The following is a 22931-nucleotide window of genomic DNA, read 5'->3' as shown; positions in this document are numbered from 1 at the left end:
GCCCTGCCTCGCTTGCGACTCAGCGCGCCCAGCCAGCCACCAGTTGCGCACTGATGCTGACCCCGCCGCACACCACAATCACTACGTCGTGGGCCTCGGCGATTGCCGGGTGATCCAGGTAAGCGACTGCCAGTGAAACACCGCAGGCAGGCTCGACCAACTGGCGCAGATCGCTGGCATAACGCACCACGCCCATGATTGCGTCCTCGTCGCTGAGCACCACGCATTCGTGGGGAAAATCGAGGATGTGCTGTACCGGCCATGCCGCCACCACTGTTGCGCCGAGCGACCGGGCGACCGTGTCGATCCGTGGGAATTTGACTGGATGCCCGGCACCGACAGCAGCGGAAAAAGACGCTGACCCTTCTGTCTCGCAGGCGATGATCCGGCAGTCCATGCGCTTGTGGCGGATCAGTCCAGTGAGAATCCCCGCCAGCAACCCACCGCCGCCTACCGAGGTCACCAGCGCATCGACCTGCGGGCAATCCTCAAGAATCTCATCGATCATCGTGCTGTGCCCCTCCCACAAAACGGGATGGTCGAAGGCCGGCACGTATTCGGTGTCTGCACCTTGCGCCAGCTCTTTGGCCCGCAGATTGGCCTCGTCCCAGACCTTGCCATGAACGATCACCTCGGCACCGGTTTTCTTGATCTTGTTGCGGGTGGATTCCGGGGTGGTGTTGGGCACGACAATGCGGGCCTTCAACCCCAGGCGGGCGGCGGCCACGGCGGTGGCAAACCCGGCGTTGCCGGCAGAAGGGCAAATCACTTTGCGCTTACCTTGCTCAGCTGCCTGACTGCACAAAAGCCCAATGCCGCGCAGCTTGAACGAGCCGCTCGGTTGCAGGTTTTCCAGTTTGAGCCAGATGCGGCGGGTTGGGGTCGACAGGTCTGGATGCAGGATCAGCGGCGTTCTGATGTGAAGCATTTTCGGCTCCTGTTGCACGCCGAAGGCCCGTCGAGATTTTCAACGGGCCAATGGTGAACGGTCCTTCTCCTAGCTTAGCCCACCCCGCAACGGCATTACGTCTCAGCGATAACGCGGCGCCGCCGTGGAGTTGCCGAACAAGCCGGATAGCACCTGGCGCTGGGCTTCGTAGCGATCCCACTGTGCACCGTCGTGCAGGCCCGGGATGGTCACCACTTCGCCATTGGCCAGGCCCATCAGCGCCGCATCGACCATCTCGTCGACGGGCATGACGATTTCCTGCGGCAGGTTTTCCACCGGGTGGCCGGCTTCGCTCCAGAAGTCGGTGGCGGTGGCGCCCGGCAATACGGCCTGTACACGCACGCCCTTGTCGGCCAGCTCGTGGTGCATCGACTGACTCAAGGCCAGGACAAAAGCCTTGGTCCCGCCGTATACGCCGTTGAGAATTTCCGGGGCGATGGCGACGATCGAAGCAATGTTGATCACGGTGCCGGCGCCACGTGCGACGAAACCGGGGGCCACGGCATACGCCAAGCGCGTCAGCGCGGTGATATTAAGGGTGATCATGTCTTGCATGTCATCCACCGGGCTGACCAGCAGCGGCATCACCGCGCCGACCCCCGCGTTGTTGACCAGCAGCGTGATGCTGGCGTCCTTGCGCAGGATCTGTTCGACCCGCAGCAAATCCGCTTTTTCTTTCAAATCAGCAGTAACCACTTCCACGTTGCGCCCTGTTGCATCGCTCAAACGATTGGCCAACGCGGTGAGTTTCGCCTGGCTGCGCGCCACCAGAATCAGGTCATAACCCTGGCGGGCGAGACGGTCGGCATACACCGCGCCAATGCCTGATGAGGCGCCGGTGATCAGTGCGGTGCCTTTGGATGAGAGTGCCATGTGCAATTTCCTTCAAGATGAGGCGAGAGGTTCGCCGGGTGTGAGTTGTTATAAAGGCACTCGCACGCGTCGCAAATGACGTTTAAAGTACGTTTTTCGGACATGGCCGTTTGAGGACATATCGATGATTTCCGTGGCGTTTGTGGTTTTCGAGGGGTTCCAGTCGATGTCGCTGGCGGCGATGCCGGTGTTCGAGTACGCCAATTTCAGCGCGGGCGAAACGCTGTATGACGTGCGTGTACTGTCCGCGGACGGCCGCACGTTACGCGCTTCCGGCGGGTTGACGGTCGGCAGCGAGGCGTTCGATGAACGAGTGATCGACACCGTCATCGTGGTCGGCGGCGATGCCATCCTCGAACAGGCACCCGAAGCCGTACTGGATTACTTGCGAACCAGCGCCCAGACCGCACGGCGCACGGCGTCGATCTGCTCCGGCGCCTTTGTCATGGCCCAGGCCGGTTTGCTCGACGGCCGCCGAGCGACCACGCATTGGGCCTACGCGCGGCAACTGCAGGAACGCTTTCCCTCGATCAAGGTTGAAGCCGACCGCATCTACGTGATCGACGGCTCGGTCTGGACCTCTGCCGGCATGACCGCCGGTATCGACCTGGCGCTGGCCATGGTTGAAAAGGACCACGGCGCCGAACTCGCCCGCTCGGTGGCGCAGAAACTGGTGATGTACCACCGCCGCGCCGGTGGCCAGTCGCAGCATTCCGCGCTGTTGGAGCTGGAGCCGAAATCCGACCGAATCCAGACCGTTTTGGGTTACGCCCGAGAACACCTCGCCCAAGCGTTATCGGTCGAACAATTGGCCGATGTGGCGCGCCTCAGCCCACGACAGTTCAGCCGCGCTTTCCGCGCCGAAACCGGGCAATCGCCAGCAAAAGCCATCGAAAACCTGCGCCTGGAAGCGGCGCGGCAAATGCTTGAACGCGGGCGTTTGACCCTCGACCAGATCGCCCGGGAAACCGGCTTCAGCGACCGCCGCCGCATGCGTGAAGCGTTCTTGAGGGCGTTCGGGCAGCCGCCGCAGGTGATTCGGCGCAATGCCCGCAGCGACACGGCCGCTTGAGGCTGGAGTTTGTGCTGGGCAAACGGTCGGGGGATGGATTGCTGCTGGCGGCTGATTCCCGGAATCTACTGAACACCCAATTCCCTGTGGGAGCCAGCCTGCTGGCGATGGCGTCATATCAGTCGACATTGATGTTGACTGTCACGCCGCAATCGCCAGCGGGCTGGCTCCCACAGTTAGATTGTGCGCAGGCTGAGGCCCTGCTCACCCAAATGGGCCTCCACCAACTCATAACCAGCCAACGTCGCATGTTCCGTCTCGATCGGTTCATCATGCGTCGCCGTCACAACCAGCAAGTCCGCCCCCGCCGCTTCGGCTGCAAGAATCCCCACCGTCGCATCTTCGAACACCAGACAATCGTTGATCTCGACACCCAATCTTTGAGCAGCCAACCGATAACCTGCCGGATCAGGTTTGCCGACACTGACGTCTTCGGCAGTGACCATCACATCCGGCTCGGGAATCCCGGCTGCCGCCATGCGCCGCAACGCCAGCGTTCTCGGTGCGGAGGTGACGATGGCCCACTGATGAGCCGGCAGCGACTTGAGAAACTGCGCCGCGCCAGTCACCTCTTCAACCCCTTCGACATCTTCGATTTCCGCCTCGGTGATCCACGCCGCTTCTGCTTCGGCATCGACACCGGGCAACGCCAGGCGCTTGATGCTATCGATGGCGCGGGCGCCGTGAATGGTCGGCAGGAAGGTTTCGACATCGACACCGTGGCGCACGGCCCATTGAGTCCAGACCCGTTCAGCGGCGGCAATCGAGGTGAGGATGGTGCCGTCCATGTCGAACAGGAAGGCGCGGTATGGCGTGTTGAAGACCGAGGGTTGAGCGGACAAGGGAAACCTCGCAGGTGCCGGGGCGGATGTGCCGGGCAATGTAGCATTTGCGAGGGGTTGAGGGCACAGCCGATCAGTGGGGTTTCTTCGACGCGAACGCACCGTTTACGCAGTCCAGCAGCGAACCGATCGCCCAGGGTTTCTTGATGAACGACACTTGATGACGAACGCCGGAGGTTTCCGGCGTTTCGTAGCCGGACATGATCATGATCGGCTTGTCGGGCCAACGATCACCGAACTGGTTGGCAAGGTCCGCGCCGTTAAGTTTGCCGGGCATGGTGATATCCGTCAGCAACAGCCCGACCTGATTGGCATGCTGTTGCAGGTACACCGATGCGGCATCCGCGCTGTTATGCGGCTCAACCGAAAAACCTTCTTCCTGAAGAATTTCACAGAGAAATTCCAGGATCAGCGGATCATCTTCAACCACCAGAATCAACCCGCCTGGAAGATCTGCGCCCCTCGTCGATAGTCGACTCATGACCTTGCCGCTCCCTGATTGCACCTATGATTTCGCGGGCTTGAATCCGCTGCCTACAGGTAGGAGCAGCGGACTCGGCGGAAATTCATTTTTGATACAGGGAGGCGACGAAATCAGGCGTCCTGGAGGATCAGGTCAGCGCCCTTCTCCGCCACCATCAGCACCGCCGCGTGCGTATTGCCGGACGTCACGTTAGGGAAAATCGACGCATCGACGATGCGCAAACCGCTCAAGCCATGAACCTTCAAACGCTTGTCGACCACCGACTTCTGCTCATCCGTACCCATCGCGCACGAACCGCACAAGTGATAGATCGAGCCGCTGTTTTCGCGAAAGTACTGCAACATCTGCTCGTCGCTGTCGACCACCGGGCCGGGCAGCACCTCTTCGACGGTGATGTCCTTGAGCGCCGGCGCCTGCATGATCTTGCGCATCAGGCGACTGCCCTGGATCACCTCATCGATGTCTTTCTGAGTGCTCAGATAGTTCGGATCAATCAGCGCCGCGTCCCGCGGGTTTTTCGAGGCAATGGTGATATGCCCGCGACTGGTCGGCCGGCACGGGTTGAAGCACAGCAGGAAGCCTGAGTACGGCTCGGGCTTTAGGCTGGCCTTGTTGTTTTTCGGGATCTGGTACGACAGCGGGTTGAAATACAGTTGCAGGTTCGGGTTGGCCTGTTGCTCGTCGCCCCGGAAGAAACCACCGGCCTGGTTGACGCTCATCGCCAGTGCGCCCTTGCGGGTAAACAGATACTTCAGGCCAAGCTTGAACTGGCCGAACAGCGAGCTCAGTTCATCGTTGAGCGTCGGAATGTTGGCCTTGTAGTAGTAACTGGCGCACAGGTGATCCTGCAGGTTTTGCCCCACCGCCGGCAGGTGCTTGACCAGCGGGATGTTGTGTTTGGCCAACAACGCCTGATCGGCGACGCCGGACAGCTGCAAAATCTTCGGTGTGTCCACGGCGCCGGCGCAGAGAATCACTTCCCTGTTCGCGGTGAAGGTGCGCACCACGCCGTGCTGGGTAATGGATATCCCGGTGGCACGCTGCTGGTCATCGAACAGCACGCGGTCGACCAGAGCGTAATGCTCGACGGTCAGGTTCGACCGGCTCAGCGCCGGATGCAGATGGGCAAAACTGCTGGAACTGCGCTGGCCGTTGCGGGTATTGACGTCATAGATGCCCGCGCCTTCGAATTTCGGCCCGTTGAAGTCGTCACTGTGCGGATAGCCCAGCTCATCGCAGCCCTTGAGGAACACATCGCAGATCGGATGGGTCTGGCCCTTCATCGGGGTGATGCTGATCGGGCCGCTGCTACCGTGGTATTCGCTGTCGCCCAGCGGATGGTTTTCCAGTTTGCGAAAGTACGGCAGCACATCCTTGAAACCCCAACCGTCGTTGCCGTTGGCCGCCCAGTCATCGAAATCGTGGGCCTGACCGCGCACGTAGATCATCGCGTTGATCGAGCCAGAGCCGCCCTGGACCTTGCCGCGCGGGGCATAGATTTCGCGGTTGTTCAGCTGTTTTTGCGGACGGCTGTAATACATCCAGTTGAAGGTCGGGTTGTAATACATTTTGGCGAAGCCGACCGGGATCTTGAACCACAGCGAACTGTCTTTCCCGCCCGCTTCCAGCAGCAGCACCGTGTGTTTTCCCGAGGCCGAAAGGCGATTGGCCAAAACGCAGCCTGCGGCGCCAGCGCCAGCGATGATGTAGTCGTATGTCATGCACGGTTACCGCGTAAGTCGTTGTACAAAATTCGGATGGCCGATGCGATTCCCCGTGGGAGCCAGCCTGCTGGCGATGGCGGCGTGACATTCACCATCAATGTCGACTGATCCACCGCTATCGCCAGCAGGCTGGCTCCCACAGGAACCGTGTCAGCCCCTGGCCGGCGATGTGTCTTTTACATCCGCCGGGGTCGGTGCCATTTGCAGGTGCAGACGCTCGCCGGTGTACGGTGAATGCTTGCGCACCACGTCCATGTTCAGCTCCACGCCAAGGCCCGGTTCGGTGGACGGGATGATGTAGCCGTCCTCCCATTGCAGCGGCTTGGTCAGGACTTCGGCATGGAAACCGCCCCAGGTCATGATGCTTTCCTGGATCAGGAAGTTCGGCGTGCAGGTGGCCAACTGGAAACTCGCCGCCGCGCCAATCGGCCCGTTGTAGAGATGCGGCGCGATTTGCGCGTAATAGGCTTCGGCCATGCTGGCGATTTTCTTCGCTTCCAGCAGGCCGCCGCAGCGGGCGACGTTCATTTGCAGAATTGAAGCGCCGCCGGCCTGCAACAGCTTGAAGAATTCGTACTTGGTGGTGAGGCGCTCGCCAGTGGCAATCGGAATGCTGGTCTTCGCCGCCACTTGCGCCATGGCGTCTTCCTGGCCCGGCGGAACTGGTTCTTCGAACCACAACGGGTCGTACTTCTCCAAACGCTTGGCCAGGCGAATCGCCGAGGACGGCACCATTTGCCCGTGGGTGCCGAACAGCAAATCGCACTTGTCGCCCACCGCTTCGCGGATCTTGCGGCAGAAGGTTTCGCAGCGTTCCAGCACTTCCAGCGAGATCTGATGCCCGGAGTACGCGGTGTACGGGCCTGCCGGGTCGAACTTCACGGCGGTGAAGCCTTTGTTCATGTTCTCGATGGCGCACTCGGCGGCCAGGTCCGGGTCGTCGTAGTCGTATTCGCCCTTGCTGTTGACCGGGTACAGGTAGGTGTAGGAACGCAGGCGTTCGTTGACCTTGCCGCCCAACAATTCATAGACCGGTTTGTTCGCCGCTTTGCCGATGATGTCCCAGCAAGCCATCTCCAGGCCGCTGACCACGCCCATCATGGTCAGGTCCGGGCGCTGGGTGAAACCGCTGGAATAAGCCTGGCGGAAAAAACGCTCGATGTGGTGCGGGTCATGGTTGAGCAGGTAGCGTTCGAACACGTCTTCGATGATCGGCAGCATGGCTTTTGGGCCGAAGGTCGCGGCGTAGATTTCGCCGACGCCTTCGATGCCGCAGTCGGTCTTGAGCTTGACGAACAGCCAGTACATGCCACCGATGTGCGGCGGTGGTACGGCGACGATATGGGTTTCAAGGGCGACGATTTTCATCTTATGCACCTGTCCGGTTCGAAGTTTTACGGTTGATACGTGCGCGCAAGGTCAGGGCCGCGAGGGTCCCGAGCAGGCCGACGAAAGCGATGTAGCCGAAATACAGCTTGTAGCCAAAGGCACCGGGGTAATGCTCGGTGAGGTAGCCGTTGATCAATGGAATGAACGCGTCCGGCAGGTAACCGACCACCGAGACAATGCCGATGGCCAGGCCGGTGATGCGCAGCGGAATGTTGCAGGTGTCGAGAATCGCCCAGTACAGGCCGCGAATGGCGTAGGTCATCAGGCCGATGAAAATCACTGTGCCGATCAGCAAGCCCATGCTGTTGAGCGCCGGGAACACGATCAGCCCGACCATCGCCAGTGACGCGAGAAACAACGCCACCACCAGCACCGAGATGTTCGAGAACTTGTCACCCAGCCAACCGCCGCCGATGCCGCCAATCGGGCGCATCCACAATTTGATGGTGGTGATGGTGCCGGCCATGACCGCGGTCATGCCGCCGCCCTGCAAATAGTCCGAGAAACTGTAGGTGGCCCAGAAGATGTGATAGCCGCAGAACACAATCGCGGTGACCAGCCACAGCTCGGGGATTTTCACCAGGGTGGTCAGGTCGCTGAGCAGGTTGAACTTGCCCTTCTCCACCGCCGCCGTTTCTTCCATCGACTTCGGGTCCTTGATCAGCACCAGCACACAGCCGATGGCGATACAGGTGAAGGCATACAGGTAGACCACGTGCTTGAAACCTTCGGCCGCCGACTCGCCACGGGTTTCGGTGGCGAAAGCGAACAGGCCCAACGCGACCGTCGCCAGCAAGGCTTCGACCAGACCGCGACCGCCATCGAGGATGCCGAAGAAGCGGCCCTGTTCGGAGTGCCGGGCAATCATCTTCACGCGCTTGAGCACCGAGGCCCAGAAGGTCAGGCCGGTGGTCAAGCCCCAGCAACCGAAGATGATCATCAGACCAGTCATCGACGGCGCGGTGGAGTACCACAGGCCCAAGGCGCCGGTAGCGACCAGCGAGAAGAAAATCAGGAAGCGCGGCGCAATGCGATCCGCCAGCCAGCCGCTCGGCAGATAGGACAACAGGAAAATCGTCCCGAGCATCGAGTACAGATAACCCAGTTCGCTGTGGTTGATCTGGAACACTTCGAGCATGGTGGTCTGGTAGACCTGACGTAGGTACAGGATCGGGTAGATCGCACCGGCGGCGAGCACCAGCAGCATCAGTTGGAAATAGCGACTTCCCTTGTCGCTGTGGCTTTGTGTACCCGCGTTCGAACCCTGAACAGCGGCAGCAGTGGATGCATGCTTGGACATCGAGTAGACCTCTGGCGCCCGTTGTCCGGGCGGCCGTGTTAATTGTTTTTATGGGTGCAGCGTGAGGCGTGTTGCCGGCGGATCAGTACTTCATCACCACAAGTCGGGTCTGGGTGAATTCGAGCATGCCGTGCTTGCCGTCATCGCCGCCCAGGCCCGAGCGTTTCCAGCCGGCGTGGAAGCCCTGGTACGGATCGGCCGGGGTGCGATTGACGTACAACTCGCCGGCCTCGATGGCATTGGCGACTTTCTGCACGGTGCGGTAGTTCTCGGTGTAGAGCACAGAAGACAGACCGAACTGGTGATCGTTGGCCATGGCCAGGGCTTCGTCGATGTCGCGGTATTTGAGTACCGGCAGCACCGGGCCGAAGATTTCTTCCTGGATGATTTCCATGTCCTGACGGCAGCCGCTGAGCAGGGTCGGCGGGTAGAAGTGGCCTTTGCCTGGCGGGATAAATCCACCGGTTTCCAGCACCGCGCCGTCGGCGATGGCGCGCTCGACCATGGCGTGGATGTTCTGCTGCGAACTGGCGTTGACCAGCGGCCCCATCAGGCTCGCATCAGTGGTGCGATCGCCGAATTTCACGGCGCTGATTTTTGCTTTCAGCAGGCCGAGGAATTTTTCGTAGACGCTTTCCTGCACATAAACCCGCTCGACCGCCGTGCACAACTGGCCGCAGTGAGTGGTCTTGGAGGCGACGATGGCGCTGGCGGCGGCTTCGAGGTCGGCATCGGCCTCGATGATCGCCGGTGTCTTGCCGCCCAGTTCCAGCGATGGCTTGGCGATGTTGGCCTTGCAGTAATCGAGCACGATGCGCCCGGCGTTGACGCTACCGGTCAAGGTGATCAAACCCACGGCTTTATGGGTGCAAACCGTGGCAGCAGTGCCGTGATCCATGGTCAGGATGTTGACCACGCCGGCCGGCAAACCGGATTGCTGCACAGCCTTGGCGATTTCGAATGCCGAGGTAGGCGTGTTGTTGCTCGGGCGCACCACCACGGTGTTGCCGGCAATCAGCGCCGGGGCGATTTTGCGCAGCAAGGTGTAAACCGGGTAGTTGAACGGGATCAGGCAGGCGACCACGCCAATCGCTTCGCGGTGCAGGAACAGGTTTTCGTTCGGGCTATCGCTGGGAATGATCTCGCCTTCGATGCGGCGCGCCCACTCGGCGTGGTAACGGGTGATCTGCGCGGCGTAGCGGGCTTCGTTGCTGGCGTCGCTGACGCTCTTGCCGGACTCGGCAGCCAGGGCTTCACCGATGTTCACCGCGTTGGCTTCAAGTGCGTCAGCAAAAGCACGCAGGTGCTCAGCGCGTTCGATGCTGGTGAGTTTGCCCCAGGTTTTCTGCGCAGCGGCTGCGGCTTCGACGGCAGCTGTCGCCTCGTCGGCGGTCGCGGCCGAAACGTGGCCGACCAACGCTTCGGTCGCCGGGTTGTAGACCGCGATCAGCGCATCGCTGGCCGGTTCGATGAAGTGGCCGTTAACAAAATTTCGCTCGAGTCGCATGTGAATCGCCCATCGTTGTTTTTATCCAGTCCGGGCAGTCTTGGCGTCCGGCGCGTGTTGGACAAACGATTTATTGAGCGAAGTAACATTCGAAAAATGCAGGTTACCTACAAACGATCCAAATCCCCTGTGGGAGCCAGCCTGCTGGCGATGGCGGCGATACATCCACCATAAATGTCGACTGATCCACCGCTATCGCCAGCAGGCTGGCTCCCACAGGAGTAGTGCGGTGTTCAGATAGCTGCGGTAGACGGTTCGAGCTGCCGTTGCGCCAGCCAGATCTCCTCCTGCAGCCACTGGCTGAACACCTGCAGTTGCGGCAGCAACTGCTCGGGGCGGGTTACCAGCCAATACGACTGATGGCCTTCGACGTGCACGTTGAGCACCTGGGTCAACTGACCGCTGGCCAGTTCCGGCGCGACCATGTGCCAGTCGGCGATGGTGATGCCCAGGCCGTCGATGGCGGCGCGAATCGCCAGGTCGAGCAGGTCGAATTCGTATCCACCCTGGGTGTCGACGCCGCTGATGCGCGCGGCGTCCAGCCAGTGCTTCCAGGTCAGGTAACGCTGGTCTTCCCGGGCCAGCACATGCAACAGCGTCAGGCGGTTGAGGTCGATGCCCTGCTCGCTCCACTCCCGTGCATACAACGTGGGAGCGCACACCGCGATGTGCCGCTCCTGAAACAGCAGCGAGCTGTCCAGGCCATCCCATTCGCCGTCGCCAAAACGGATCGCGCAATCGAGCGTACTGGTTTCCGCCAGGCTGTCCTGCAAGCGCGTGGTGATGCTCAATTCCAGCTCCGGATGTTTCTCGCGCAAGCGCCCCAGACGCGGCATCAGCCAGCGATTGGTGAAGGTCGGCGGCGCGTTGATGTGCAGGCGGTTGGCATGGGATTTCTGCTGGATGCTGCGCACCGTCAGCTCGATCTTGTCGAAGGATTGATGCAATGCCCGTAGCAATACCCGGCCGGCGCTGGTCAGCTCCAAGTGATGATGGCGCCGCTCCAGCAGGTTCTCGCCCAGTTGCTCTTCCAGCTGCCGCACCTGACGGCTGACCGCGCTTTGTGTGACGTTTAGCAACTCGGCGGCGCGGGTGAAGCTGCCTGTGCTACCGGCCACTTCGAACGCTTTGAGCGCATTCAGGCCGGGCATTTTGCGTTTCATGAAAGGCTCTCAAGGACCAGTGACGAGGCGGCAAGGATCACATGGGAGCGGCACATTGTCCTACAGGATTTTTTCAGTAACATGCGTTCGAGGAAGGTTTCAGCGGATTTTTAATCGTTTGTTCAACGCACCTCAGATCGCAAGACTTGCCGGCATCTCTAATAAAAATAACCGAGAGCTGCCACATGCCCTTCCCCGCTTCTTTGCGCCTCAGCCCTTCGTATCTCGCTTTACTCTGCACCTTTGCGGCCCCTGCCATGGCCGTGCAAGTCACCGACAACCTCGACCTCGGCGGCGCCGTTCGTGCCCGCTGGGACTACGATCCGGATCGCGACATCCAGAAGTTCGGCCTGGACACGGTGTTCCTCAGCGCCAAATACAACTCCGACAGCTGGATCGGTGAGGCTCAGTACCGCTTCTACGGTCGTTCCTATCCCTACCAGTACACCAAGAATTACGGCGATATCCAGTTCGCCAAGTTCGCGTGGGTCGGCTACAGGTTCAACCCCGACCAGCAGGTGCAAGTGGGCCTGAACACCGTGCCGTTCGGTTTGCAGCCGTACTTCGGCAGCACCTTCTACGAAACCCTGGGCAACGTCATCGGCCTGGAAGACGTGCAACAAGTCGGTGCCAAATACGTCCAGCAATCGGGCGACTGGAACATCCAGGCCGGTTACTACCTGCGCCCGGCGTGGCAAGGCAAAGGCACCAGTAATGGCGTCACCTACTCCAGCGTAGTGTCGGAAGCCGACAGCTATGTGGCCGACGGCAGCGACAATCAGGAGCGCAACACCGCGGTACTGCGCGTGGCCAAGGCGCTGGACCTGGGGCCGTGGAAATCCGAGGTCGGTCTCTCCGGCCTGACCTCCAGCCTGCAGAACCGCGACACCAACGATGACGGCCGCCGCAACGCCGTGGCCTTGCATTACCTGGGCAAGAACGGTCCGTGGGAAGTGCAGTTGCAGGCAGCACGACAACAGATGTCGCCGCGCAACCCCGGCAGCGACGAAGTGGTGACCCTCGGCGGTTACGACGGCACCTACAACATTGCCAGCCGTGGCAATCTGTACGTGGCGGACCTCAGTTACGACGTGGCCGGCAAGTACCTGTTCGATCAGGTCAGCGGGGTGAAGCTGTACGCCAACTACAGCGCCTTCGACAAATCCGCCAGCGACTTCGAGACTTCGGAACGGGTGATTCTCGGCACATCGTTCTCCCTGAGCAAACTGTGGATCGCCACTGAATGGATCTTCGGCAAAAACGATCCGTACATTGGCGGCAGCAGCTACACCCAGAGCCTGGGGGCTGGCGGGACGGATCATTGGGAGAATCAGTTGTACATGAACATCGGGTATTACTTCTGAGGTCCTGAGGACGCCTTCGCGAGCGGGCTCGCTGCCGTTTCGTTTCAGACCAGCAGCGATTTCAGGTCGTTGTACAGCGCCTCTGGAATCTGCACGCCCTCCGCCAGGCTGCGCACCCGTGCCGCATAACGTCGTTGTGACGGCAAGCGTGCGCCCTGCCCTTCGATGCCCTCGAACAAGGTTTCCGCCCTGGCCAGATGCTGTTCGGTGGCGTCGCCCAAAAAGCGCCGGGGATCCAGGGCAATGATCAACTCGCCATGGTACGGCGACGACTTGCTGCCGCCGTCGTAAGCCAGCGACTCGGCGCTGGTCAGGTCGCCGATCAGCGGCCCGGCGATCAGCTCCACCATCGCCGCCAATGCCGAACCCTTGTGCCCACCGAACGTCAGCATCGCGCCGCTGTCGAGCACCACGTTGGCGTCGGTGCTTGGCTGGCCCTGTGCGTCCACGCCCCAACCCTCGGGAATCGCCTTGCCGGCCCGGCGATGCAACTCGATGTCGCCACGGGCAATCGCGCTGGTGGCGAAATCGAACACAAACGGGTCGCGCCCCGCGCGTGGCCAACCGAAAGCGATGGGATTGGTGCCGAACACCGGCAAGCGTCCGCCGGCGGGCGCCACCCAGGCATGGCTCGGATTGCACGCCAGCGCCACCAGCCCGGCAGCGGTCAGTTGCTCGATCTCCACCCATAGTGCCGAGAAGTGCACACAGCGGTTGATTGCCAATGCGGCAATGCCATTGTCGCGAGCCTTTTGTGCCAGTAACGGCAACCCGGCCTGAAACGCCAATTGCGAAAAACCACCGCCAGCATCCACCCGCACGATCGAAGGCGCCTGATCGATCACCTGCGGCTCGGCATCGGCCGACACCTTGCCGGCCCGCAGGGAATTCACGCATCCCAGAATCCGGTACAGACCGTGGGAGGCACAGCCGTCGCGCTCACCGGCAATCACTGTCGCCGCCACCGCTTGCGCATGGGCCAGGTTGAAACCGTTGTGCAGCAGGATCGATTCGGCCAGCTCGCGGGCCTGGATCAGGGTCAATCGAATCATGGTCATCTCCTTGAACAGACCGCTTAGGGTGGTCTATCCGGGGCGAGATGGCTTGATGGCTTTGGCCGTTGACGACGACGAAATCGGCACAGCGCTGGCGCACTAGACCTTCGGCTGGTGACTGGTCACGCAGTGGATGCCGCCGCCCCCGGCCGAGATGGCATCGATGTTGAGCTGCACCACTTCGCGATCCGGATACAGTTGAGTGAGCAGATCAAAAGCTTTGCGGTCTGCTGCCTTGTCACCAAACTGCGGCGCAATGATCGCCCCGTTGATCATGAAGTAATTGATGTAGCCGGCGGCGAAGTCCGGGTTGTTCTTGCTGAACTTGCTCTGCCGTGGATTGAGTGGCGGCGACACGGTGTGCACCTGCAACGGGCGGCCATCGGCGTCGGTAGCGTTTTTCAGTATCTCCAGATGGGCGCGGGTGACCTTGTAGTCGTAGGATTCGGGGTCCTTGTCGAGGTTGGCGATCACCACGCCCGGCTTGACGAAACGGGCATAGAAGTCGACGTGGGCATCGGTGATGTCCTTGCCCTTGATGCCCGGCAACCAGATGATTTTGCGCAAACCCAGGCGTTCCTTCAGTTCCTGTTCGACCTCGGCCTTGCTCCAGTCGGGGTTGCGATTTTTATTGATCCAGCTGCTTTCGGTCATGATCCCCGTACCGTGACCATCCACCTCGATGCCACCGCCCTCGCCCACCAATTCGCTGCGCAGGTATCGGGCCTCTTCGGTCTCGGCAACCAGCGCGGCTAGCTGAGCATCTTTGCTGTGCCGCTGTTTGTTGCCCCAGCCGTTGAAATTGAAATCCACCGCGCCGAGATCGCCCTTGCCATCGACGACAAAATTGGCACCGATGTCGCGCATCCAGATGTCGTCGAGTTCGGTGATGACGTAGGTGATGTTCTTCGTGCCGCAGTGTTCTTCGGCCAGATCCCGTTCGCTGTCGCGACAGAACACGGTGACCGGTTCATAGCCGGCGATGGTCCGCGCGATCAGGCCCAGCGCCGCTTGCACGTCGGCGGTGAAGTCTTCCCAGATGGCGTCCTGCGCGCCAAACGCGATGAAAGCCTGTTGATGCTTGTCGCCTTCATCCGGCATGTACCAACGACCCTCGCCCGCCGCCAGCACTTGCGCGGGGCTCAGGCCAAGGCCCATGAAAGCGGCTGTCACACCGGCGGCAACCGATACCTGTTTGATGAATTCGCGACGCGTTGACATGTGTCTGTTTCCTGAAAAAGGGGCAAAGGCCGGCGTTGTGCGCCGGCCCGGAATCATTGGCTTGTGGCCGTCTTGAACTTGGTCCAGGTGCGCATGCGTGCGCGCATGTCGGCCTGAGGAATATCTTTGCCGGGTATCAATCGAGCATAGGTGGCTTCGTCGATGTAGATGTCCGGGTTGTCGCGCATCGTTGCATCGACGTCCGGACGGGCCTTGGCATTGGAAGTCGGGTAACCGGTGAAATTACTGATGGCGGCCATGTTCTGCGGACGCATGACGAAGTTGATGAACGCGTAGGCGTACTCCGGATGTCTGGCGTCGACGGGAATGGCCATTGTGTCCATCCAGATCGTGGTGCCTTCGCGGGGAATGCGGTACTGGAAGTCGCTTTTCTTGCCGGCGGAATCCGCCGTGCGTTGCGCCTGGGTCATGTCGCCGCTATAGCCGAGGGACAGGCACAGGTTGCCGTTGACCAGATCGGTCACCGGTTGCGACTGGAACTTGCGAATGTACGGTCGCAATTTCATCAGCAGTTCGCTCGCTGCCTTCAGGTCTTCCGGTTTGCCGCTGCGTGGGTCGCGACCGAGATAGTTGAGGACCACCGCCAGAGCTTCATCCGGCGAATCGATCATCGAAATGCCGCAATCGGCAAACTTCGCCGCCAGTTCGGGTTTGAACAGCATGTCGAGGCTGTTGACCGGGGCGTCGGGCACGCGCTGCTTGATCTGCTCGGCGTTGTAAGTCAGGCCGATGGTGCCCCAGGTGTACGGGACGGTGGCCTGACTCGAATGCTCGTATTGCTTGCGCAGTTTTTGCAGACCGGGCTCGATGTCGGCCAGCTCCGTGAGTTTCGAGCGATCCAGCGGCATCAGGCTGCCGGCGCGCATCAGGCGCTCGGCCACGGTGTCGCCGGGAAAGATCAGGTCATAGCCGCTGCCGCCCGCGAGCATCTTGGCTTCCAGGGTTTCGCTGCCATCCATCACGTCGTAGATCACCTTGATCCCGGTTTCGGCGGTGAAGCGGCTCAGGGTGTCTTCGGCGAAATAATCGGCCCAGTTGTACAGCCGCAGGGTTTTCTCCTCGGCGTGCAGCGACGGCACCGTGCAGCACAGTGAAAAACCCAGGGCAGCGAGCAAGCGTTTGTGGGAAACGTGCATATCAAACTCCTTGAGTGTTCCAGCGTGAGTTGATGTGGCGCCCGTCCTGACTCAACAACGCCCCGTACATGTCCGGACGGCGGTCGCGGTAGATGCCCCAGCTCAGGCGCTCTTCGCGCATGGCCGCCAGGTCGAGGCTGTGCACCAGCACGCCGGTGCTGTCACGGTCGGCCTCGGCGAGCAATTTGCCCTTGTGGTTACAAATGAAGGACGAGCCGTAGAAACTCATCTGCAACGCTGGATCGGTGGTCGCGGCTTCCCGGCCGACGCGGTTGGACGCCACCACCGGCAGGATGTTGGCCGCCGCATGACCGCGCATGGTCATTTGCCAATGGTCGCGGGAGTCCAGGCTCGCACAGCCTGGTTCAGAGCCGATCGCCGTGGGAAACAACAGGACCTCGGCGCCCATCAAGGCCAGGCAACGTGCCGTCTCGGGGAACCACTGATCCCAGCAGATGCCCACGCCGATGCGCCCGAACGCGGTGTCCCAGACCCGGAAACCGGTGTCGCCGGGGCTGAAATATTCTTTCTCCTGATAGCCGATGGCGTTGGGGATATGGGTTTTGCGGTAAACACCCAGCAGGCGTCCATCGGCATCGGCCACGCATAGAGAATTGAAATACGCGTTGCCGGCCTTCTCGAACCAGCTCAGCGGCAGCACCACGCCCAACTCCCTCGCCAATGCGGCAAAGCGCTTGAGGACCGGGCTTTCGCGAAACTCCTCGGCCAGGGCCAGGTGCTTGTGATTTTGCTCGATGCAGAAATACGGCGTGGCAAACAGCTCTTGCAGCAGGATGACCTGGGCACCCTTGGCCGCTGCCTCGCGGACAAGCTGTTCGGCTTGGTCGAGGTTGTTTTTCAGGTCCCAGGTGCACGGCATCTGGGTGGTGGCGATTGTCAGGAGCGTCATCGCATTAACCCTCCAGCGGCCAGGCAGGCTGTTGCTGGGTGATGCAGTGCACACCGCCGCCGCCATGGGCCAGATGATTGATCCGCACCGGCACCACTTCACGTCCGGGGAATGCCTGGGCGAGCGTTTCGGCGGCCACATCATCGGCCGCAATGCCGTAGGCCGGCATGATGATCGCGCCGTTGGCGATGTAGAAGTTGGTGTACGAGGCGCAGAACACTTCGGCTTCGGTGTCCACGGCGTCGCTGGCTTCATACAACTCGATCAGTTCGAACTTGCGTCCTTGCGCATCGGTAGCCAGTTCCAGCGCACGACGGTTTTCACGGGCCACTTCGGCGTACACCGATTGTTTGTCGTGGGTAGCGTCGACCAGCAAAACGCCGGGACGGGCGAATGCGCACACACCATCGACGTGGCCGTCGGTCATGTCGCCGGTGACGTAGTCCGGATCACCCGGAAGCCAGATGGTTTTCTTCACGCCGAGCAGACGCGCAAAGATCTCCTCCATCTCGGCCTTGTTCATGCCGGGATTGCGATTGGGGTTGAGCAACACCGATTCGGTGGTGATCAGCGTCCCTTCGCCGTCGACATGGATCGCCCCGCCTTCGTTACTCAGCGGCGTACCGAAACATTCGAAACCCAAGTGATTGAGCACGCGGCGCCCCAGGCTTTCGTCGAGGTCGTGCGCCGACTTGCCGCCCCACGCATTGAAGCGCCAGCTCACCCCGGCCAGGCCTTGCTGCGGATGGCAGACGAAACTCGGGCCGGAGTCGCGGCACCAGCTGTCGTTCACCGCCAACTCGATCAATTCGATGTTCGGCCCGCACAACGCTTTGGCGCTGGCGACCGCCGATGGATCGACAACCATTTTCACCGGTTCGAAACGGGCAATGGCATTGGCCACGCGGGCGAAGTCTTCTTGCACGTTGGCCAATGTCACGCGCCAGCCGGACTCCCACAGCGCCTTATTGTGCGGCCAGACCATCCAGGTCGCCGCGTGCCGGGCCCACTCTGCGGGCATGATCCAACCGGTGTTTTTATTGTCGTTCTGCTGCATGATGCTCTCCAGGTGAAATCGGCCTTTCAGTTAAGTCATTGTGTTCAATGAAAAACGCCTTGGCGGTGTTGGCATGCATGCTACGGCTGTAAAAACGGGCAAACAAACGATGGATTTTGCGGACAACTGATTAGAGGAACTTATCGATATGCTCAAACACTGGCCGCCACTGAGCACGCTTCGCGGCTTTGAAGCCGCCGCGCGGCTGGGCAGTTTTCACAAGGCCGCCGACGAGTTGAACCTCACCCAGTCGGCCATTAGCCAGCAGATCCGCAGCCTTGAGGCTTACCTCGAACAACCGCTGTTCTTTCGCAGCGGACGCAGCGTCAGCCTGACCGATGCCGGGCATGATTTGCTCAGCACCACCCAGGCTCTGCTCCAGCAACTGGCCGTGGGCATTCGACGCTTGGGGCAATATCAGAAGCCCAATCAACTGGTGCTCAACACCACGCCGGCGTTCGCCCGCCATTGGTTGCTGCCGCGTCTGGCCGATTTTCGCCAACAGCATCCGGAGGTCGATCTGTGGATTTTCAGCACCGACGAAGTGCCTGACATGGCGACGCAAACGATCGACATCGCGGTGCGCGACGACATCAGCTCCCAGGCCGAATGCAGCTTCAAGGTTTTATGCGCCGACCGCCTCTACCCGGCGTGTCATCCGAATCTGTTGGCACAGCCACAGGAAAAGCGCACCACCTTGCATGGCGAACGGGAAATGGACTGGAGTCATTGGGCGGTGGAGGCCGGTATCGATGTCGGCCAGCAGGATCAGGGACTGAACTTCTCCGATCCTGGCCTATTGCTGGATGCCGCCTGCGCGGGGCTCGGCATCGCGCTGGTCAGCCAGTTACTGAGTCGGCAAGCACGCGCCAACGGCCTGTTGCAGCCCTTGGTGGAGCAGACCATTCGTGGGCCGAACTGGGCTTTGTTGACCCATCGAGACAGTGAGAGCAATGCACGGAGTTTCTGTGAGTGGCTGGTCGGGAACCTGCCGGACTAACAAACCGAGGTCGGCAATACCGCTGACATAGCGGCAATACTTCGAAGTGGTTTTCGTCGGCACGCCATGATGAATTCAACCGCACCGGGCTTTTTCGTCTAGCGTGGATGGAGTGCGTTCAATTGACCCAGTCCTTTCATGAGATGGAGTTCGATGATGAAAACTTTCGCTTCCTGGCTGACGATTTCGCTGTTGAGTGTATTGCTTTGCGCCTGCGCTGCGGTCGATGCCGGGAGCGGTGGCGCGGGTGAAATGGAGATTCGCTCGGGCAAGATCGAACAGATTTCGCAAGTTCAGATGCAGACTAATCACGACAGTGGCGTCGGGGCGATCCTCGGCGGTATCGGCGGCGTTGCTCTTGGCAGTCTGATCGGGCGTGGCACCGGCCGGGATGTTGCGATGGTCGCCGGCGCCCTTGCGGGTGCGGCCGGCGGTAACTATGCGGAGAAGAAACAATATGATCAGCCCAAGGACGCGCAGCAGATCATCGTTCGAACCAACAGCGGCGTACTGGTTTCGGTGACTCAACCGATCAATCCGTCACTGACCAAAGGCATGAACGTTTATGTAGAGGGCGCCGGCAGCGAAGCGCGCGTGGTGCCCCAGGGTTAGTTCGTTGTCCTGCCCGTTTAAACGGCAGGCTTGACGAAACAGGAGCCATCAAAATGCGAATCCTCAAAACAATGGTCGTGGCGTTGCTGCTATCTGCTGGCCTGACGTCTTATATCGGCATCGCCCATGCGGAAGGTGACGTTTCAAAAGACGTCAGAGATGGCATGCGTGACGTGGACAAAGATGTCGATCGCGATGGAAAAGATATCGATAAAGAAGCCAAGGAACTGGATAAGGAACGCCATAAAGAAGACAAGCATCTTGATAAGGAAGAGAAAAAACATCTTTGATGTTTCAATACCAAGGTGCCTTTTATCTCACAGAAAACAACTGTGTTACTTAAATGAAACACATGCAGTTCATCGCCCGGAAGTTACGCTGGATCCAATAAACTTGCGCGCCACTTCTCCTGTTCTACACTCGAAAAGTTGCGCGTAAAAACGACTCAATACCAAATACAACGTGGCGTTTAATATTACGCGGTGACGGTTGATCACCTTCGGCAACGCACAGGCGAACTACGCCCGCTAGTTCCCCGCCAAGCCACCGAAGGTCGCGATCATGCCCAGAGCTTTCAGCGTCCGCCCCTTTGCCCTTTGCGCGAGCCTGGCGGCTCTTGCCTTGAGCGGTTGTGCGACACAGCAGTCTGCTGAGCCCGCCTCCCAACCTCTGCGCCAGAATCCTGAGTTCACCTACGATGCCAGCGGCGTGACCCACGCCACGCTCACGGCGGCCGAGCAGCAGGTCAACGTCGGGAATGAGCGTTACGTTTCCCTGGTGTTCAACGGCGATTACGATTCGCCACTGATTCGTACGCGCCCCGGCGGGACCATGGCGATCCGTCTGGATAACCGCATGGACGAGATCACCAACCTGCACTTCCACGGCATGCAGGTGTCGCCCCTGGACGAAGGCGACAATATTTTCCGCGTGACCCAGCCTCACAAGGTGGGCGAATACAACGTCAAACTGCCGCTCGCACACAGCCCCGGTGCCTACTGGTATCACAGTCATTTCCATGGCGGCTCCCAGCGTCAGGTGTCGGCCGGGATTGCCGGGCCGATCCTGGTCGATGGCATGCTCGATCCGTTTCCCGAACTCAAGGGCATCAAGGAACAAGTGCTGGTCCTGCGTAATTTCCAGAAAACCCTGACCGGCAAAGTCGCCAGCGAGATCATCACCAGCGCCCCGTCGATTCGCACGATCAATGGCCAGGAAGTGCCGACCATCGACATCAAGCCGGGGGAAACCCAGCTCTGGCATTTCATCAACATTGCCGCCAACCAATACTTCCGGATTCGCATCAACGGCCAGTCGATGCAGGTGTTGTCCCGTGACGGCAACACGGTGACGCGCAGGGTCGACGCCGATCAGGTGCTGATCGGGCCGTCGGCGCGTTTCAGTGTATTGGTGGTCGGGCCTCCGGCGGGTTCGTACGAAGTCGAAACCGGTTCCGGCAACACCGGGCCGGCGGGCGATCAGTACCCGATGGCCAAGTTGGCGATCCTGCGTTCAAGCGGCCAACAGGTGGCGACCAAACAGATCACCAGCGCCTATCCGCCGGCCGAAGACTTCAGCAAGATCGCGGTGAACAAGACGCGCCAGTTTGCTTTTCAGGATTCGGACACCGACCCCAATGCGTTCCTGATCAACGGCACACGCTTTGAGCTGGACCGGGTCAACACCACGGTCAAGCTCGGTGATGTCGAAGAATGGCGGCTGTTCAACCCGTCCCAGGAGTTGCACCAGTTCCACATTCACCAAGTGGATTTCCAGGTCACCGAGATCAACGGCAAACCGGTGCAGTTCAGCGGCTATCGGGACAACGTGTTCATTCCCGCAACAGGTTCGATCACCGTGCGAATCCCCTTTCGCGATCCGGTGATCCTCGGCAAGTTCGTCTACCACTGCCACATCCTCGAACACGAGGACGGCGGCATGATGCAGGCGATTCAGGTGGTCAAGCCGGAGGACTACGAGCAGGCGGTAAAGCTCGAACCCCTGGGCGGGCTGTACGGTGAAAACAACCAGTTGTGCTCCTACCTGCGCAACACCGGACAGGACCCGAAAGCGTCCAGCCCGCTGAAACCGCTGATCAACTAAGGGGGGCACGCCATGTACAACTATCGCTTGGCTGTGTTGTTGGTGGGATCGGTGTGCGCCGTTGAATCGACGCTGGCTGATGACGGGCAATACCCCAACGTCGGCATGGATTACGACGCGACCTTTCAATATGACCACACGCATGGCGATTCGCCCCAGGGCGGCAATCGCAACACCGGGGACGCGTACCCGGACATCAACACCACGTTCTACTTTCGCTTTACCCATGATCAGCAGATCCAGCTGGCCACCGAGATCAATCCCGTCGCAGGGCCAGAGCCTGGGCAAAAGCGTTTCTTCGAAGACGTGGGGCTGGTGATCAACGACCTCAACTACTACCAGAACAACGCCAACTCGGCCTTTTCGGTCGGCAAATACCATGTGCCGTTCGGTCGCGCGCAGGACCAGGCGCCCGGCCTCTACACCAATGATTACGTCGCCACCTACGACCTCGACGGCATGCTCGGTGGCACAGTGGCGTACCGCTTTTTCGACCAGAAGCTGGGGATGATCGAACCCAACCTGAGCGTGTACACCGCGGACAATTCGTTTCTCGGTCGGCCGTACCTGCGCCATGGCGAGAAGTTGCAGCGCAGCGATGGCGGTCCATCGAATACCGGCAAGCTCGATTCCTATGCGGTGACGGTGAACTGGATAGCGATTCCGGCGGTGCCTTATCTGGAAATGCAGGCCGGTTATATGTTCAACAAAAAGGCCGAAGACGAGACGCAGCCCGATCCACCAGGCGAAGACGATGAAACCATCAAGATCGCCTCGGCCCGCTACATCTGGGCCTATGCGCCGAGCACCGATCTTGAGCCGACGCTGGCGGGGCGTTATTTCGATATCGTGCCCTTCGTCGAATTCGCCGATGTCGACAACGAGGACGGCATCAAGGGCAACGACACCCGCTACCTGACCACCTCGCTGACCTTCGATTTTGGCGACTGGGCGCTGGGTGCGACGCGTACCGACAAACATCGCGAATCGACCGGGGGCGCGGATCACCAGGACTACCTCAACGAGTTGAGCGTGACCTACAACATCACCGGCCAGATCAAACTTGGCTTGTCCGCCGGCACCCAGAAAGAGGACGGCCAGATGTCCGAACTGGTGGGCCTGGCGTTGACCTATTCGGGAGGGTACTGA

The 22931-nt window shown here is 60.4% G+C and carries 21 protein-coding genes; 7 read left to right on the top strand and 14 right to left on the bottom strand.

Annotation, left to right across the window (positions count from 1 at the left end; all coding sequences use genetic code 11):
- Positions 1-19 precede the first annotated feature (19 nt).
- Together V6Z53_RS13925 and V6Z53_RS13920 are read right to left on the bottom strand one after the other, a co-directional pair.
- The gene (locus V6Z53_RS13925) at positions 20-928 is read right to left on the bottom strand and encodes a pyridoxal-phosphate dependent enzyme (protein WP_338586099.1); all 909 of its coding nucleotides are present in this window, start codon (positions 926-928) and stop codon (positions 20-22) included.
- Positions 929-1030: 102 nt separating this feature from the next.
- Positions 1031-1822: an SDR family oxidoreductase gene (locus V6Z53_RS13920; protein ID WP_338586097.1), complete on the bottom strand. Its 792-nt coding sequence runs from the start codon at positions 1820-1822 to the stop codon at positions 1031-1033.
- Positions 1823-1946: 124 nt separating this feature from the next.
- On the opposite strand from V6Z53_RS13920, the gene V6Z53_RS13915 reads away from it, so the two are divergent.
- The gene (locus tag V6Z53_RS13915; RefSeq protein ID WP_338586096.1) at positions 1947-2894 is read left to right on the top strand and encodes a GlxA family transcriptional regulator; all 948 of its coding nucleotides are present in this window, start codon (positions 1947-1949) and stop codon (positions 2892-2894) included.
- Positions 2895-3070: 176 nt separating this feature from the next.
- Here V6Z53_RS13915 and V6Z53_RS13910 read toward each other — a convergent pair whose 3' ends face one another.
- From V6Z53_RS13910 to V6Z53_RS13880, 7 genes are all read right to left on the bottom strand, one after another.
- Complete coding sequence (locus V6Z53_RS13910) at positions 3071-3736, bottom strand: HAD family hydrolase (RefSeq protein WP_338586095.1); 666 nt, start codon at positions 3734-3736, stop codon at positions 3071-3073.
- Between the two features lie 73 nt (positions 3737-3809).
- Positions 3810-4217, bottom strand: coding sequence for a response regulator (locus V6Z53_RS13905; protein WP_338586094.1), 408 nt, complete (start codon positions 4215-4217; stop codon positions 3810-3812).
- Between the two features lie 113 nt (positions 4218-4330).
- Complete coding sequence (locus tag V6Z53_RS13900; protein ID WP_338586093.1) at positions 4331-5941, bottom strand: GMC family oxidoreductase N-terminal domain-containing protein; 1611 nt, start codon at positions 5939-5941, stop codon at positions 4331-4333.
- Between the two features lie 153 nt (positions 5942-6094).
- Positions 6095-7312 carry a mandelate racemase/muconate lactonizing enzyme family protein gene (locus V6Z53_RS13895; RefSeq protein WP_338586092.1) on the bottom strand — a complete coding sequence of 406 codons (1218 nt, stop codon included), beginning with the start codon at positions 7310-7312 and terminating at the stop codon, positions 6095-6097.
- Position 7313: 1 nt separating this feature from the next.
- On the bottom strand, positions 7314-8633 hold the full coding sequence (locus V6Z53_RS13890; protein ID WP_338586091.1) for an MFS transporter: 1320 nt from the start codon (positions 8631-8633) through the stop codon (positions 7314-7316).
- 82 nt (positions 8634-8715) lie between these two features.
- On the bottom strand, positions 8716-10140 hold the full coding sequence (gene aldA / locus V6Z53_RS13885) for an aldehyde dehydrogenase (RefSeq protein ID WP_338586090.1): 1425 nt from the start codon (positions 10138-10140) through the stop codon (positions 8716-8718).
- Between the two features lie 233 nt (positions 10141-10373).
- The gene (locus V6Z53_RS13880; protein WP_338586089.1) at positions 10374-11303 is read right to left on the bottom strand and encodes a LysR substrate-binding domain-containing protein; all 930 of its coding nucleotides are present in this window, start codon (positions 11301-11303) and stop codon (positions 10374-10376) included.
- Between the two features lie 185 nt (positions 11304-11488).
- Here V6Z53_RS13880 and V6Z53_RS13875 point away from each other — a divergent pair, with 185 nt between their 5' ends.
- Positions 11489-12667 carry a hypothetical protein gene (locus V6Z53_RS13875; protein WP_338586088.1) on the top strand — a complete coding sequence of 393 codons (1179 nt, stop codon included), beginning with the start codon at positions 11489-11491 and terminating at the stop codon, positions 12665-12667.
- Between the two features lie 44 nt (positions 12668-12711).
- Here the strand turns inward: V6Z53_RS13875 and V6Z53_RS13870 are convergent, their stop codons facing one another.
- The 5 genes from V6Z53_RS13870 to V6Z53_RS13850 form a co-directional block, all read right to left on the bottom strand.
- Positions 12712-13719, bottom strand: a complete 1008-nt coding sequence (locus tag V6Z53_RS13870) for an Ldh family oxidoreductase (protein ID WP_338586087.1) — start codon at positions 13717-13719, stop codon at positions 12712-12714.
- 102 nt (positions 13720-13821) lie between these two features.
- Positions 13822-14943 carry an agmatine deiminase family protein gene (locus V6Z53_RS13865; protein ID WP_338586085.1) on the bottom strand — a complete coding sequence of 374 codons (1122 nt, stop codon included), beginning with the start codon at positions 14941-14943 and terminating at the stop codon, positions 13822-13824.
- A gap of 53 nt (positions 14944-14996) precedes the next feature.
- Complete coding sequence (locus tag V6Z53_RS13860) at positions 14997-16100, bottom strand: extracellular solute-binding protein (protein WP_338586084.1); 1104 nt, start codon at positions 16098-16100, stop codon at positions 14997-14999.
- Position 16101: 1 nt separating this feature from the next.
- A complete protein-coding gene (gene aguB / locus V6Z53_RS13855; RefSeq protein ID WP_338586083.1) occupies positions 16102-17010 on the bottom strand; it encodes an N-carbamoylputrescine amidase in 909 nt (302 codons plus the stop codon).
- A 4-nt stretch (positions 17011-17014) separates the two neighbouring features.
- The gene (locus tag V6Z53_RS13850) at positions 17015-18067 is read right to left on the bottom strand and encodes an agmatine deiminase family protein (protein WP_338586082.1); all 1053 of its coding nucleotides are present in this window, start codon (positions 18065-18067) and stop codon (positions 17015-17017) included.
- A gap of 148 nt (positions 18068-18215) precedes the next feature.
- Between V6Z53_RS13850 and V6Z53_RS13845 the strand changes: the two genes are divergently transcribed.
- From V6Z53_RS13845 to V6Z53_RS13825, 5 genes are all read left to right on the top strand, one after another.
- On the top strand, positions 18216-19067 hold the full coding sequence (locus tag V6Z53_RS13845; RefSeq protein WP_338586081.1) for a LysR substrate-binding domain-containing protein: 852 nt from the start codon (positions 18216-18218) through the stop codon (positions 19065-19067).
- A 156-nt stretch (positions 19068-19223) separates the two neighbouring features.
- Positions 19224-19679, top strand: coding sequence for a glycine zipper 2TM domain-containing protein (locus V6Z53_RS13840; RefSeq protein ID WP_338586080.1), 456 nt, complete (start codon positions 19224-19226; stop codon positions 19677-19679).
- Between the two features lie 53 nt (positions 19680-19732).
- Positions 19733-19969 (top strand): hypothetical protein, encoded by a 237-nt coding sequence (locus V6Z53_RS13835; RefSeq protein WP_338586078.1) that lies wholly within the window; start codon positions 19733-19735, stop codon positions 19967-19969.
- Between the two features lie 271 nt (positions 19970-20240).
- On the top strand, positions 20241-21782 hold the full coding sequence (locus V6Z53_RS13830) for a multicopper oxidase domain-containing protein (protein WP_338586077.1): 1542 nt from the start codon (positions 20241-20243) through the stop codon (positions 21780-21782).
- Between the two features lie 12 nt (positions 21783-21794).
- On the top strand, positions 21795-22931 hold the full coding sequence (locus tag V6Z53_RS13825) for a hypothetical protein (RefSeq protein WP_338586076.1): 1137 nt from the start codon (positions 21795-21797) through the stop codon (positions 22929-22931).

This window comes from Pseudomonas sp. MAG733B (genome assembly GCF_036884845.1).
Taxonomy (GTDB): domain Bacteria; phylum Pseudomonadota; class Gammaproteobacteria; order Pseudomonadales; family Pseudomonadaceae; genus Aquipseudomonas.
Note: the sequence above shows the minus strand (reverse complement) of the source record. Positions and strands in the feature narration are given on the sequence as shown.

Excerpts from the sequence above, each read along its gene's own strand:
- V6Z53_RS13925 (WP_338586099.1), bottom strand. The coding sequence starts at position 928 with ATGCTTCACATCAGAACGCCGCTGATCCTGCATCCAGACCTGTCGACC.
- V6Z53_RS13840 (WP_338586080.1), top strand. The coding sequence starts at position 19,224 with ATGAAAACTTTCGCTTCCTGGCTGACGATTTCGCTGTTGAGTGTATTG.
- V6Z53_RS13880 (WP_338586089.1), bottom strand. The coding sequence starts at position 11,303 with ATGAAACGCAAAATGCCCGGCCTGAATGCGCTCAAAGCGTTCGAAGTG.
- V6Z53_RS13835 (WP_338586078.1), top strand. The coding sequence starts at position 19,733 with ATGCGAATCCTCAAAACAATGGTCGTGGCGTTGCTGCTATCTGCTGGC.
- V6Z53_RS13890 (WP_338586091.1), bottom strand. The coding sequence starts at position 8,633 with ATGTCCAAGCATGCATCCACTGCTGCCGCTGTTCAGGGTTCGAACGCG.
- V6Z53_RS13845 (WP_338586081.1), top strand. The coding sequence starts at position 18,216 with ATGCTCAAACACTGGCCGCCACTGAGCACGCTTCGCGGCTTTGAAGCC.
- V6Z53_RS13920 (WP_338586097.1), bottom strand. The coding sequence starts at position 1,822 with ATGGCACTCTCATCCAAAGGCACCGCACTGATCACCGGCGCCTCATCA.
- V6Z53_RS13875 (WP_338586088.1), top strand. The coding sequence starts at position 11,489 with ATGCCCTTCCCCGCTTCTTTGCGCCTCAGCCCTTCGTATCTCGCTTTA.
- aguB (WP_338586083.1), bottom strand. The coding sequence starts at position 17,010 with ATGACGCTCCTGACAATCGCCACCACCCAGATGCCGTGCACCTGGGAC.
- V6Z53_RS13830 (WP_338586077.1), top strand. The coding sequence starts at position 20,241 with ATGCCCAGAGCTTTCAGCGTCCGCCCCTTTGCCCTTTGCGCGAGCCTG.
- V6Z53_RS13895 (WP_338586092.1), bottom strand. The coding sequence starts at position 7,312 with ATGAAAATCGTCGCCCTTGAAACCCATATCGTCGCCGTACCACCGCCG.
- V6Z53_RS13825 (WP_338586076.1), top strand. The coding sequence starts at position 21,795 with ATGTACAACTATCGCTTGGCTGTGTTGTTGGTGGGATCGGTGTGCGCC.
- V6Z53_RS13915 (WP_338586096.1), top strand. The coding sequence starts at position 1,947 with ATGATTTCCGTGGCGTTTGTGGTTTTCGAGGGGTTCCAGTCGATGTCG.
- V6Z53_RS13870 (WP_338586087.1), bottom strand. The coding sequence starts at position 13,719 with ATGATTCGATTGACCCTGATCCAGGCCCGCGAGCTGGCCGAATCGATC.
- V6Z53_RS13900 (WP_338586093.1), bottom strand. The coding sequence starts at position 5,941 with ATGACATACGACTACATCATCGCTGGCGCTGGCGCCGCAGGCTGCGTT.
- V6Z53_RS13865 (WP_338586085.1), bottom strand. The coding sequence starts at position 14,943 with ATGTCAACGCGTCGCGAATTCATCAAACAGGTATCGGTTGCCGCCGGT.
- aldA (WP_338586090.1), bottom strand. The coding sequence starts at position 10,140 with ATGCGACTCGAGCGAAATTTTGTTAACGGCCACTTCATCGAACCGGCC.
- V6Z53_RS13860 (WP_338586084.1), bottom strand. The coding sequence starts at position 16,100 with ATGCACGTTTCCCACAAACGCTTGCTCGCTGCCCTGGGTTTTTCACTG.
- V6Z53_RS13905 (WP_338586094.1), bottom strand. The coding sequence starts at position 4,217 with ATGAGTCGACTATCGACGAGGGGCGCAGATCTTCCAGGCGGGTTGATT.
- V6Z53_RS13850 (WP_338586082.1), bottom strand. The coding sequence starts at position 18,067 with ATGCAGCAGAACGACAATAAAAACACCGGTTGGATCATGCCCGCAGAG.